At 65.3% G+C, this 11684-nt stretch carries 13 protein-coding genes; 4 read left to right on the top strand and 9 right to left on the bottom strand.

Features of this window, described 5'->3' with window-relative positions; genetic code table 11:
• Positions 1–6 precede the first annotated feature (6 nt).
• The gene (locus ACIPUD_RS05565) at positions 7–495 is read left to right on the top strand and encodes a hypothetical protein (RefSeq protein WP_018459111.1); all 489 of its coding nucleotides are present in this window, start codon (positions 7–9) and stop codon (positions 493–495) included.
• 150 nt (positions 496–645) lie between these two features.
• Positions 646–1857 carry a hypothetical protein gene (locus ACIPUD_RS05560; protein WP_018459112.1) on the top strand — a complete coding sequence of 404 codons (1212 nt, stop codon included), beginning with the start codon at positions 646–648 and terminating at the stop codon, positions 1855–1857.
• On the opposite strand, the gene gmk is transcribed toward ACIPUD_RS05560, so the two are convergent.
• From gmk to ACIPUD_RS05515, 9 genes are all read right to left on the bottom strand, one after another.
• Positions 1790–2449 (bottom strand): guanylate kinase, encoded by a 660-nt coding sequence (gmk, locus tag ACIPUD_RS05555; protein ID WP_018459113.1) that lies wholly within the window; start codon positions 2447–2449, stop codon positions 1790–1792. The genes ACIPUD_RS05560 and gmk overlap by 68 nt on opposite strands.
• A 3-nt stretch (positions 2450–2452) precedes the next feature.
• Positions 2453–3340 (bottom strand): YicC/YloC family endoribonuclease, encoded by an 888-nt coding sequence (locus tag ACIPUD_RS05550; RefSeq protein WP_018459114.1) that lies wholly within the window; start codon positions 3338–3340, stop codon positions 2453–2455.
• Between the two features lie 118 nt (positions 3341–3458).
• Positions 3459–4733, bottom strand: coding sequence for an endolytic transglycosylase MltG (gene mltG, locus ACIPUD_RS05545; protein ID WP_018459115.1), 1275 nt, complete (start codon positions 4731–4733; stop codon positions 3459–3461).
• A 125-nt stretch (positions 4734–4858) separates the two neighbouring features.
• A complete protein-coding gene (gene fabF / locus ACIPUD_RS05540; protein WP_026233736.1) occupies positions 4859–6124 on the bottom strand; it encodes a beta-ketoacyl-ACP synthase II in 1266 nt (421 codons plus the stop codon).
• Positions 6125–6232: 108 nt separating this feature from the next.
• The gene (locus ACIPUD_RS05535) at positions 6233–6472 is read right to left on the bottom strand and encodes an acyl carrier protein (protein ID WP_006020277.1); all 240 of its coding nucleotides are present in this window, start codon (positions 6470–6472) and stop codon (positions 6233–6235) included.
• A gap of 308 nt (positions 6473–6780) precedes the next feature.
• Positions 6781–7518 (bottom strand): 3-oxoacyl-[acyl-carrier-protein] reductase, encoded by a 738-nt coding sequence (gene fabG, locus ACIPUD_RS05530; protein ID WP_085396013.1) that lies wholly within the window; start codon positions 7516–7518, stop codon positions 6781–6783.
• A gap of 102 nt (positions 7519–7620) precedes the next feature.
• A complete protein-coding gene (fabD, locus tag ACIPUD_RS05525) occupies positions 7621–8580 on the bottom strand; it encodes an ACP S-malonyltransferase (protein ID WP_026233738.1) in 960 nt (319 codons plus the stop codon).
• A gap of 187 nt (positions 8581–8767) precedes the next feature.
• Positions 8768–9793, bottom strand: a complete 1026-nt coding sequence (locus tag ACIPUD_RS05520; RefSeq protein WP_018459119.1) for a fatty acid desaturase family protein — start codon at positions 9791–9793, stop codon at positions 8768–8770.
• A 3-nt stretch (positions 9794–9796) separates the two neighbouring features.
• A complete protein-coding gene (locus ACIPUD_RS05515) occupies positions 9797–10501 on the bottom strand; it encodes a TetR/AcrR family transcriptional regulator C-terminal domain-containing protein (RefSeq protein ID WP_247368408.1) in 705 nt (234 codons plus the stop codon).
• A 343-nt stretch (positions 10502–10844) separates the two neighbouring features.
• Here ACIPUD_RS05515 and rpsF point away from each other — a divergent pair, with 343 nt between their 5' ends.
• Positions 10845–11360, top strand: a complete 516-nt coding sequence (rpsF, locus tag ACIPUD_RS05510) for a 30S ribosomal protein S6 (RefSeq protein WP_446480233.1) — start codon at positions 10845–10847, stop codon at positions 11358–11360.
• 5 nt (positions 11361–11365) lie between these two features.
• Positions 11366–11605 (top strand): 30S ribosomal protein S18, encoded by a 240-nt coding sequence (rpsR, locus tag ACIPUD_RS05505; RefSeq protein ID WP_007592020.1) that lies wholly within the window; start codon positions 11366–11368, stop codon positions 11603–11605.
• Positions 11606–11684 lie beyond the last annotated feature (79 nt).

The following is an 11684-nucleotide window of genomic DNA, read 5'->3' as shown; positions in this document are numbered from 1 at the left end:
TTACTCATGCGCGCCATCATCCCTGCGATTGCCCTGACCGTCTTCCTGTCCGCCGTCGGCGCTCCACCGTCCGCCGTTGCGCAGTCCGGCAGCGCCGGCGGCTCGATCGGCAATGACGAGAAGTCGCTGTCCGGCTCGCGGTCGGATCGTTCCGCCGAGCCGGCGCCCTCGGCGCGCCGCAGCAAGCCCGCCGAGGAGCCGCGCAGCTCCTCGCGACGCGGTGGTGGAGGCGGTGGCGTGAGTTTCGACGGCGCCTGGATGGTCGTCAGCGTCGGCTGCGGCGGCACCACGTCCGGCGCGGTCGTGGTCTCCTCGGGCAAGGTCATAGGCCAAGGCGTCACGGGTACCGTCAGCGCGAGCGGCGCGGTCAGCACGTTCGGTCAAGGCGATGGCGTGACCTTTACCGGCTCGGGCCGCCTCGCTGCCCGCAGCGGCTCCGGTTCCTTCCGCCGCTCGGACGGCTGCGGCGGAACCTGGACTTCGACCAAGCAATAGCAGCGAAAAAGTCTGGTTTCGCGGGGGAACGAACGCCGCGCAAGCCCGATTCAGGCCACATCCTCTCCGGATTTGCGGCTCATTGCCACCCAAGTCTTTGACGACAAAGGGAAGGTAACGAGTTGCGTCATGCGTAATCGGGAGACCAGGATGGGCAACCGCACCGCAAAATTCTTATCTGCCCTCGTAGGCAGCATCATTGCCGGCGCGCCACTTGCCGCCGTGTCGCAGAATGCATCGACGCCACCGAGCACGGCAAATGCCGCGAGCGACTGCCTTGGCTCGCCAAAGGGCGCCGCGCCGCAGGGCCAGCATTGGCATTATCGCCTCGAGCGCGCGACCAAGCGGCAGTGCTGGTATCTGCGCGCCGAAGGCGGCAAGGCCACCCAAACCGCACAGACTGCGCCCGATACGCCTGCAGCGGATTCAGCCGTGCCGCAGCAGCACTCGGTCGAGGACGCGCGCGCCGAATATCTGACGCCGCAGAGCATCGCCGCCGTGAAGACGCCTGCACAGGCGGGACCGGCGCCGACGCAGCAAGCTGCGAACCCCTCCGCTGACGCCAACGCACAGCAGCCCGCCGTCGCCGGGCGCTGGCCCGACGCCTCCACGGCGTCCGCCGCGCCCACAGAGCAGCCGTCGCCTGCACCTGTCGCGGCCGCCGCGCAGCCGACCGCGAAGCCGGCGAAGTCCCCTGCTCCGATGGCTCTGGCCGCGGCAGACAGCACCGCCGACAAGCAGACCGGCTCGCTCCAGATGCTGCTGCTCGTGATCGGCGGCGCGCTGGCGCTTGCCGGCATCCTCGCCAGCGTCATCTACCGCTTCGCCGGTGGACGCATGCGCGTCCAGGCCGCCGACCAGCGCCGCGTCAACTGGGACAATTTTGAGCCGCACGATCACGACGATGGCCGTGCACCCTGGCTCAACGCTGCGCCCGCCGGCGCGCCGCACGCTCGGCAGCCCCGCCCGGTGGATTTCGATGCCCTGCGTCCGCAGTCAACCCAGCTCAAGACCGCGCAGCTCGCCGCGATCGATCGCGAGATCGATGTGATCGACGAGCTCGCCCCGCAAGCGCAAGACCAAGTCCACGTCGAGGCCGCAGAGCTCGACGAGGCCGATATCTTCAACGGAGAATTCCAGATCGAGGCCGCACCGCAGCTCGCGGCCAACGACGTGAATGACGAAGAGCCGGCCGGCCATGACGACGCGGGAGTCGAGAACGCCATCGACATCGACGTGATCACGACGATGCTGGAACGGTTGGCGAAGGACGGGCCGCGGCTGACGCAGCCTACTAGCCTTGAAGTTGACCTTGCAGACCTCGCACGAAGCCCACGAGGCCGGTCTGCCGCTCGCGCTTGAGGCGTTCGGCCTTCAGGATCGACTGCACCTCGGCGAAGGCCTCGTCAACGTCGTGGTTGATGACGATGTAGTCGTACTCGGCCCAGTGGCTCATCTCGTGGCTGGCGCGGCTCATGCGCTTGCGGATCACCTCGTCGGAATCCTGCGCGCGCGAATGCAGCCGCTTCTCGAGATCGGCAGCCGAGGGCGGCAGGATGAACACGCTGACGACGTCGGCGCGCGCCTTCTCTCGGAGCTGCTGCGTGCCCTGCCAGTCGATGTCGAACAGCACGTCCTGCCCGGCTGACAGCGCCGCCTCGACCGGCGCACGCGGCGTGCCGTAACTGTTGTCGAACACGGTCGCCCATTCCAGCAGCTGGTCGGCTTTCACCATCGCGCCGAAGGTAGCCTTGTCGACGAACGAATAATCCCTGCCGTCGACCTCGCCCGGCCGCATCGCCCGCGTGGTCGCCGACACCGACATTCGAAGGCCGGGCATACGGTCGATCAACATGCGCGACAGCGTCGTCTTGCCCGCGCCCGACGGCGAGGACAGCACGAACATCAATCCGCGCCGCTCGACACCATCAGTTCCGTGACCGCCAATCGTCATCGATCACTCCAGATTCTGGACCTGCTCGCGGAACTGCTCGACCACGTTCTTCATGGCGAGCCCCGTATTGGTCAGCTCGATGTCGTTCGACTTCGAGCAGCAGGTGTTGACTTCGCGGTGAAACTCCTGCGCCAGGAAGTCGAGCTTGCGCCCGACCGGGCCGCCCTTGCCGATCAGCTCGCGCGCCTGCGCGATGTGCGAGGCGATCCGATCGAGCTCCTCGCGGATGTCGGCCCTGGTCGCAATCAGGATCGCTTCCTGCATCAGGCGGTCGGAATCAAAACGGTCGGAGGTGTCGAGGAGGCTCGCGATCTGCTCGGCGAGCCTGGCCTTGACCGCCTCCGGCTTGCGACCGGGCGCGGCCTCCGCCTTCTTCGCCAGCTGCTCGACCTCGTCGACGCGCTGGATCAGGATCTGCCCGAGCGAGGTCCCCTCACGCTTGCGCATCTCGACGAGTTCGGCGAGCGCCTTGTCGAAGGCATCCGCGGCGGCGGCGCGCGCGGCCTTGTCCTCCTCCTCGTCGCCCTCGGGCTCGGCGACCTCAATGACCCCCTTGATGGCCAAAAGCCCGTCGACGCTCGGCGCGACCGCATCGACCTTGCCGGCGATCACGGCGGCGGCCTTGAGGACGGCGTTGAGCACGTCCTCGTTGACGCGGACGCTGGTGGCTGCATTGGCCCGCTTGACGGTCAGATTGGCGTAGACGGTGCCTCGTGAGAGCAGCTCGGCGGCGCGCTTCTTGGCATGAGCCTCCAGCTCGTCGAACCCCTGCGGCAGCCGCACCCGCAAGTCAAAGCCCTTGGCATTGACCGACTTCAATTCCCATTCGAACGTATACGGCCCACTCGCGCCGTGGCTTCGGGCAAAGCCGGTCATGGACGACAACGCCATCAGGTCAATTTCTCCAGAAGCACGGGATTCGCGCGGCCATCAAGCCACGCGAATCTTAAGACTATTTTGCAGGAAAATGTAATCCGCAAAGTCCCGCGGGGCAGGTCTACGCGCAGGCCTAGCGCTGCACCACCGGGGGCGAGGCCTGCACCGCGCCTTGTCGGGCCGGCGGCGGACCCGGGGGGCGAGCGGCCGGCGGCTTCTTCTGCTGGTTGGGGCGTGCCGGCGTCGTCGCCGTCGGCGTATCGGCGGCGCCGGGCGCGGCGGCGGCCGGCGGCTGCGCGTCCTCGGCCGGCTCGACCGTGTCGTTCTGGATCTGCTTTTCCATGGCGCGCAGCTTGGCGACGTTCTTCTGGTGCGCGTCGTAGGTCTCGGTAAAGGAATGCCCGCCGGTACCATCCGCGACGAAATAGAGGTCGCGGGTACGGGCCGGGTTGGCGGCAGCCTCGAGCGAGGCGCGGCCGGGGTTGGAGATCGGGCCCGGCGGCAGGCCCTCGATGACATAGGTGTTGTAGGGCGAAGGCTGCGTGATCTCGCTGCGCTTGATCGGACGGCCGAGCGTGCCCTTGCCCCCGACGAGGCCATAGATGATCGTGGGATCGGACTGCAGCTTGATCCTCTGCTTCAGGCGATTGACGAACACCGCGGCGACACGGCTGCGCTCGTCAGGCTTGCCGGTCTCTTTCTCGACGATCGAGGCCAGCGTCACCAGTTGCTCCGGACTCTTGACCGGAATGTCCTGATTGCGGCGCTCCCAGATCTCGGTCAGCACGCGCTTGTGCGCCTGCTGCATGCGCTGGATCACCTGATCGCGCGGGGTGCCGCGCGGGAACTTGTAGGTCTCGGGCAGCAGCGTGCCTTCGCGCGGCAGCTCACGCACGCTGCCGGTGAAGATGTCGTTGTCGGACAGGCGCGCCACGATCTGCTCGGAGGTGAGGCCCTCCGGAATCGTCACGGCATGCTGCACCACCTTGCCCTCGACGATTGTGGCAATGACGTCGCGCAAGGACGCGTTCTTCTGGAACGAGTATTCACCGGGCTTGAGGTCCGAGCTCGCCTTCAACGCAGCGACGCTGGCAATGAACGCCCACGGATTGACGTCGGTCACGCCTTCCCGGTTCAGCGTCTCGGCGATGTCGCGCTTGCCGGCGCGCTGCGGGATGTTGACGATCTTGTCTTCCTTCAGCGGTCCCGGCGCCTCGAGCACCTGCCGGCCGTAATAGTACACGCCGCCCGCACCGATCATTGCAATCAGCAGCAGGGTGATGATGGCGTTGCCGACGATCACGAACGGATTGCGCGCGCGGTCCGATCGCTTCGGCGGCGGCGGGACCTGCTCGGGCTCGAGCGCTGCCCGCGGGCTCCGGGGCGAAATGGGCGGCCTTTCACTCATCGAAGCAACCTGAATCCTGCCGGTTCAAATGCGACCCGACAATCGCTTGTCTGGCCAAGTACACGCGCCCACTTGTATGACTATCGCCGAATACGGCAAAACGGTGGATTCGTCGCAAACACAAACTATTGGACCGGACGCCGGAAGATCACCGACGCGTTGGTACCGCCAAAACCGAAAGAATTCGACAACGCGACGTTGACCTCGCGCTTCTTCGCCTTGTGCGGCACGAGATCGATCGCAGTCTCGACCGATGGATTGTCCAAGTTGATGGTCGGTGGCACGACATTATCGCGAATCGCGAGAATGGCGAAGATCGCCTCGATCGCGCCAGCCGCACCCAGAAGGTGACCGGTCGACGATTTGGTCGAGGACATCGCGACCTTGGAAGCGGCATTGCCGAGCAGACGTTCGACCGCACCGAGCTCGATCTCGTCACCGAGCGGTGTCGAGGTGCCGTGCGCATTGATGTAGTCGAGATCGGACGCGGTAAGGCCGGCGCGCTTGAGCGCTGCCGCCATGCTGCGGAAGCCACCGTCGCCGTCGGGTGACGGCGAGGTGATGTGGTAGGCATCGCCCGAGAGACCGTAGCCGATCACCTCGGCATAGATCTTCGCGCCGCGGCGCTCGGCGTGTTCAAGCTCTTCCAGGACCAGAACGCCGGCGCCCTCGCCCATCACGAAGCCGTCCCGGTCCTTGTCGTAGGGACGCGAGGCCTTCTCAGGCGTTTCGTTGAAGGCTGTCGAGAGCGCACGCGCGGCGTTGAAGCCGGCAATGCCGATGCGGCCGATCGGCGATTCCGCGCCGCCCGCAACCATGACGTCGGCATCGCCGAGCGCGATCAGGCGGGCGGCATCGCCGACCGCGTGAGCGCCGGTCGAGCAGGCCGTGACCACCGAATGGTTCGGCCCCTTCAACCCATGCTTGATCGAGACATAACCGGAGGCGAGATTGATCAGGCGGCCCGGAATGAAGAACGGCGAGACCCGGCGCGGCCCGCGTTCCTTCAGCAGGACCGCAGTCTCGGCGATACCGTTGAGGCCGCCGATGCCGGATCCAATCATGGTGCCGGTGGCGCATTTATCCTCTTCGGTCTCGGGATGCCAGTTGGCATCGTCGAGCGCCTGGCCGGCTGCGGCCATGCCGAAGATGATGAAGTCGTCGACCTTGCGCTGGTCCTTCGGCTCCATCCAGATGTCGGGATTGAAAGTGTCGTTGGTGCCGTCGCCGCGCACGACCGTGCAGCCGATCTTGGTCTGAAGATCGGAGACATCGAAGCTCTCGATTTTGCGTGCGCCGCTTTCGCCGTCGAGGATGCGCTTCCAGGTCGGCTCGACTCCGCAGCCGAGTGGCGAAACCATGCCAAGACCCGTAACGACAACCCGCCTCATGTCCGAAAACTCCGCATCGAAAGATTCACGGCCAATAACAAGAAACCGGCTGACCGCTGTTGGGCGGTCCGTCCGGTTTCAATGTTGTCCCCGCGAAAATGAAGAGCGTTAGCTCTTCGCGTTCTTCTCGAGAAACTTGGTGGCGTCGCCGACGGTGAGAATCGTTTCCGCGGCATCGTCCGGAATCTCGCAACCGAATTCCTCTTCGAACGCCATCACCAGCTCGACGGTGTCCAGACTGTCGGCGCCGAGGTCGTCGATGAAGCTCGCAGCGTCGACAACCTTCTCGGGTTCAACACCAAGGTGTTCGACCACGATCTTCTTAACCCGCTCGCCAATCTCACTCATTGCATAACCTCGTGTTGTTCCCTGTAGACCCGACCCCCCGGGACGATACGAGCCGTCGTGGTCGTTGACTGCCTTCGCTTACGAACTTTGATCTGGCCCCATCCTAACCGATGCAGGCCCGGCGAATGACGGCCAAGGCTCCGCATCGCCAATATACAGGGTTTCAAAAACCTGCAATGGCGTTCTTTGCCCATCCGTTGAAGGTCCGGTTATCATACTTCAATTGCGTTGACTACAAGCCTCATTTCGCTCCGGAAACGGCCGTTTGCCGCATTCGGCTGCCTAGGGGGGCGGTGCGGCATGAGGCGTCAGATCATGGCCATGCCGCCGTTGACGTGGATGGTTTGGCCGGTGACATAGGCCGCTTCGTTCGAACTCAGGTAGACGGCGGCCGCCGCGATGTCCTCTGGCGTCCCCAGGCGATTGGCCGGAACCTTGGTCAGAATCGTTTCGCGCTGCTTGTCGTTGAGCGCATCGGTCATCGGCGTCTTGATGAAGCCGGGAGCGATGCAGTTTGCGGTGACGCCGCGCTTGGCGTATTCGGCACCCAGCGTCTTGATCATCCCGATCAGGCCTGCCTTCGACGCAGTATAATTGCCCTGCCCCGGGTTGCCGGTGACGCCGACCACCGAAGTGATGGCGATGATGCGGCCGAAGCGCTTGCGCATCATCAATTTGGTTGCGGCGCGGGCAAGCCGGAAGGTCGAGGTCAAATTGATGTTGATGACCTCCTCCCAGTCCTCGTCACGGAGCTGCACGAAGAGATTGTCGCGCGTGATGCCGGCATTGGCGACGAGGATGTCGACCTGTCCCATCGCCGCCTCCGCAGCGGGCACCAGCGCTTCGACCTCCTCGACTTTGGAGAGATTGCAGGGCAGCACATGGGTGCGCTCGCCGAGCTTGCCTGCAAGCTCATCCAGCACTTCCTTGCGCGTCCCCGATATCGCGACGGTGGCGCCCTGCGCGTGCAGCGCCTGCGCGATCGCGCCGCCGATGCCGCCGGTTGCGCCGGTGACGAGCGCCTTTTTGCCAGTCAGATCGAACATCGATAACTCCTCCAAGGCACGATCCGGAAACGCGCGCAGCGGTTTTCCGAAAGGGTCGTGCGTCAACTGTAGAACTCGCGCGCGACGACGAATTATCGCGCTTCAGGCCTGCTTGGCAGCAGCCAATGCATCTTTGGCAGCAGCAATGTCGTTGGGACCACCGACCGCAACGCCGACGGCACCGTCTGCGATACGCTTGACCAGGCCCGTCAGCACCTTGCCGGCACCGATCTCAAAGAAACGGGTGACGCCCTGCCCCGCCATATAGGCAACCGACTCGCGCCACCGCACAGTGCCGGTGACCTGCTCGACCAGGCGCCGGCGGATCTCGTCGGGATCGGTGATCGCGCTCGCCAGCACATTCGACACCAGCGGGGCGGCCGGCGCCTTGATCGTGACCCCGGCCAGCGCCTCCGCCATTGCGTCGGCAGCCGGCTGCATCAGTTTGCAATGGAACGGTGCGGACACCGGCAGCAGCATTGCTCGCTTAGCGCCCTTGGTTTTGGCGATCTCGACGGCGCGATCGACCGCAGCCTTGTCGCCGGAGACGACCACTTGCCCGCCGCCATTGTCGTTGGCGGCTTGGCAGACCTCTCCCTGAGCGGCCTCCTCCGCCACCGCCACGGCGGCCTCGTAGTCGAGGCCGAGCAGAGCGGCCATCGCACCGACGCCGACCGGCACAGCTTTTTGCATTGCGAGACCGCGGATGCGAAGCAGCCGCGCCGTGTCGGAAATCGTCAGGCTGTCGGCCGCGGCCAGCGCCGAATATTCGCCGAGCGAGTGGCCGGCGACGAAGGCCGCATCCCGCCGCACGGAAAACCCGGCTTCGGCCTCCAGCACCCGCAGGGTGGCGATAGACACCGCCATCAGGGCCGGCTGGGCGTTTTGGGTGAGCTGGAGGGTTTCAGCCGGACCATCCCAGATGGTCGCCGTCAGCTTCTCCCCCAGCGCGGCATCGACCTCGTCGAACACGGCGCGCGCCACCGGAAAGGCATCGGCCAGGGCCTTGCCCATGCCGACCGCCTGGGAACCCTGCCCCGGAAATGTGAATGCTGCCGTCATCGGCGCTCCCTGCTTGTCGGGCGTGATCCCTGCGAGAACCGGCAGCCGATGACGCGCGGCCTTAGGCCATGGTTCCGGATCAAGCTCCAAAGGGGGCCGTAGACACTGTCCGGGGCCGGAATGTCAAGCCAAGATGGGAACTTCGATCAGCCTTCGACTGGCAGCCTTCAACCGGAGTGACGGGTTCCTAGAATCCGCCAGCCGTCTGGTTGGCATCGACCTCGGACCCCGCCTGCGCGCGGCGCGCGCTGTTGACCAATTGCCCCGGCCGGTCATCGCGGTTCGGCTTCGCGGTCGCAAGCCGCAGCACGGCGGCGTAACTCGGTTGCACCTCCATCCGGCCCGCATGCCGGCTCTCACTCAGCAAGCGGTGCACCTTCGGCAGATTGTAGCAGGGCACGTAGAACAAGAGATGATGTTCGAGGTGGTAGTTCACGTAGTACGGCGCGATGAACAAGCGCTCGAGGAAATTGGCATAGGTGGTGCGGGTATTGCGCAGGGGATCGCTGCTGTCAGGTACGACCGCGTGCTCTGCGATGTTGCGGATGCGGGTGATGACCATCATCCAGGTCAGGAGCGGCACCAGCCATAGCAGCGGATAGGCCCACCACACGCCGGCCGCCGTGAGCGCTGCGAACATCGCGCCATTGACCAGACATTGCGGGCCAAGCTTCTCCCACAAATGCGCCGCGCGCTGCCGCGATGGCCAGTCCTTCGGCCCGAGCGCGTTGAGCAATTGCGCCTTGCGCTGCTGGTAGCCGGTCTGCCCGGTGAGGTCGCGAATGAACTTGCGGCGATAGCTCAGCTTCGTGATCGGAAACGGCGCCGACAGCACGAGATCGGGATCGTCCTCCTGCTGGGTGCGCGCATGGTGCTGAAGGTGATAGCGCCGATAGCTGCGCGTCTCCGCAAACAGAGGATAGGCGCAGAACCACTGGCTTAGGGTCAGATTGGTCTTCTCGTCGGGGGACAGGCAGCCATGCGCGCCGTCATGCATGAGGATCGCGAGCCCGAGCTGGCGCGAGCCGATGATGGCAACGGCGAGCACATAAGTGATCGGATTGGGCCACCACGCGACCAAGGCGATTGCCGCGATGATGAGCGCCCAGGCGTGCGCGATCAGCGCGACGCCTTTCCAGGTCACGCGCCGGCGCACGTCGGCAAGTTGCTCGTCGGTCAGGAAATCGCGGGCACGCATGCGAAGCGCAGTCATGGCCTAATCCTCCTCATTCGAATTGCTCGATGCGTCGCGCGCGTCGACGAGGCGCAGCCGCGCAGTGTCATCAGAGGATTTCGCCTGTTCGCCCAGCACGCGCAGCATCTCGGCGCACAGCGCCTCGGGCGAACGGCCCATGGCGTAGCCCTCAAGGATGACGCCGATGGCGACGGCCCAGAACCGCCGCGAACTCTCGTCGGGCGCGCGCAGGGAGCGCCAGCCGTGCCGCGCGACCTGGCTCGCATAGGCCCGCGCACCTTCACTGTGCAGGCGCTCGATGGTGCGCTCGACCAGCGGCGCGAGATCCTGGCGCCGCCGCGTCAGCGTCAGCGCCTCGGCGAAGAAGGCCACCGAATCGCTCGTCGTCACGGTCTCGGCCAGCGCGTGGGTATAATCCCGCGGCGCGCGCGCCTTCAGCGCCGCCTGCTCGGTCGCCCGCGCCAGATACAGCAGCTCGCGGCAGGCGCATTCGACGAACAGCGCCTCCTTGGTACGGAAATAATAGGTGATCTGGCTCGGGAACGCGTTCGCAGCGGCCGCGATGTCGGTGATCGCCGTACCCGACAGCCCCCGCTCCCGAAACAGCGGGCTCGCGGCATCAAGCAGCAGCGAGCGCATTTTGCGGCCGGCCGACCGCGTGGCGCGGGCGGCGTGTTTGGGATCGCCTGCCTCCTTGAGGGGCTCGTGGGCCGGCTTTTCTGCCATTGGAGTTCGCTCCGGTTGATTTATTTGTATGATATACAAACAAATAAATCAAGCCGGTATGATGGTCGGCGGCGGATCCGGCCGCCCGCATTGCGATCCCCGCGCCGAAACGGCGCCTGCAACCTTGCCAAGTCAGCCGAAATCCGTATAAGGCGCCCATCCGCAGACCCCGGCCGGGAGCTGAACGGACGGTCTCAGCAAATCATTCGTGATTTTGGTGTGGCAGGGCCAGTCGGCCCGTCGTCCCGTGTTTCCGCCTTCTGAGCTTAATCCCAGAGTCCTTTCCGAAGGCCTCTTAAGGGCTTGACGCCGGGCGATGCGCCAACATGAGGAAAGGACTTCCATGGCTCTCTATGAGCATGTTTTTCTCGCGCGCCAAGACGCGAGCACGCAGCAGGTCGAAGAGCTGACTGCGCAGATGACCGGCATCGTCGAAGGTCTCGGCGGCAAGGTCAGCAAGACCGAGAATTGGGGCGTACGCTCCCTCACCTACCGCATGAACAAGAACCGCAAGGCGCATTTCGTGCTGCTCAACATCGACGCGCCGTCCGCGGCGATCGCCGAGATCGAGCGCCAGGAGCGCATCAGCGAAGACGTGATCCGCTATCTCAGCGTCCGCGTCGAGGAGCTCGAGGAAGGCCCGTCCGCGATGATGCGCAAGGCCGACCGTGACCGCGAGCGTGACGACCGTGGCGGCGGCTTCCGTGGCGATCGCGAAGGCGGTGGCTTCCGTGGCGACCGCGAGGGTGGTTTCCGTGGCGGCGATCGTGAAGGCGGCGGCTTCCGCGGTGACCGCGGTCCGCGCCGTTCGCGTGAAGACGCTGAAACCACCACCACCACCACGACGGATGGGGAGTAAGAACAATGGCTGAAGCTGGTGCACGCCGCCCGTTTTTCCGTCGCCGCAAGAGCTGCCCGTTCACGGGCGCGAATGCTCCGAAGATCGACTACAAGGACTCCAAGCTGCTGATGCGTTACGTCTCCGAGCGCGGCAAGATCGTGCCGAGCCGCATCACCGCGGTGTCCGCGAAGAAGCAGCGTGAGCTTGCCCGCGCCATCAAGCGCGCGCGGTTCCTGGGCCTGTTGCCCTACGTCATTCGCTAAGACGAATTCGGCCGGCGGCGACATCGCCGCCGGCCGTACGACCTAGTTTCTCATAAGGCTTCCGGGTCGTCCGGTCGCC

It is taken from the genome of Bradyrhizobium sp. CAR08 (assembly GCF_052871955.1).
This window is presented reverse-complemented; position numbering and strand designations above follow the sequence as displayed.

Coding starts and splice junctions, on each gene's coding strand:
- rpsR (WP_007592020.1), top strand. CDS start 11,366: ATGGCTGAAGCTGGTGCACGCCGCCCGTTTTTCCGTCGCCGCAAGAGC.
- ACIPUD_RS05520 (WP_018459119.1), bottom strand. CDS start 9,793: ATGACTGCGCTTCGCATGCGTGCCCGCGATTTCCTGACCGACGAGCAA.
- gmk (WP_018459113.1), bottom strand. CDS start 2,449: ATGACGATTGGCGGTCACGGAACTGATGGTGTCGAGCGGCGCGGATTG.
- ACIPUD_RS05515 (WP_247368408.1), bottom strand. CDS start 10,501: ATGGCAGAAAAGCCGGCCCACGAGCCCCTCAAGGAGGCAGGCGATCCC.
- ACIPUD_RS05565 (WP_018459111.1), top strand. CDS start 7: ATGCGCGCCATCATCCCTGCGATTGCCCTGACCGTCTTCCTGTCCGCC.
- fabD (WP_026233738.1), bottom strand. CDS start 8,580: ATGACGGCAGCATTCACATTTCCGGGGCAGGGTTCCCAGGCGGTCGGC.
- ACIPUD_RS05535 (WP_006020277.1), bottom strand. CDS start 6,472: ATGAGTGAGATTGGCGAGCGGGTTAAGAAGATCGTGGTCGAACACCTT.
- mltG (WP_018459115.1), bottom strand. CDS start 4,733: ATGAGTGAAAGGCCGCCCATTTCGCCCCGGAGCCCGCGGGCAGCGCTC.
- ACIPUD_RS05560 (WP_018459112.1), top strand. CDS start 646: ATGGGCAACCGCACCGCAAAATTCTTATCTGCCCTCGTAGGCAGCATC.
- ACIPUD_RS05550 (WP_018459114.1), bottom strand. CDS start 3,340: ATGGCGTTGTCGTCCATGACCGGCTTTGCCCGAAGCCACGGCGCGAGT.
- fabF (WP_026233736.1), bottom strand. CDS start 6,124: ATGAGGCGGGTTGTCGTTACGGGTCTTGGCATGGTTTCGCCACTCGGC.
- fabG (WP_085396013.1), bottom strand. CDS start 7,518: ATGTTCGATCTGACTGGCAAAAAGGCGCTCGTCACCGGCGCAACCGGC.
- rpsF (WP_446480233.1), top strand. CDS start 10,845: ATGGCTCTCTATGAGCATGTTTTTCTCGCGCGCCAAGACGCGAGCACG.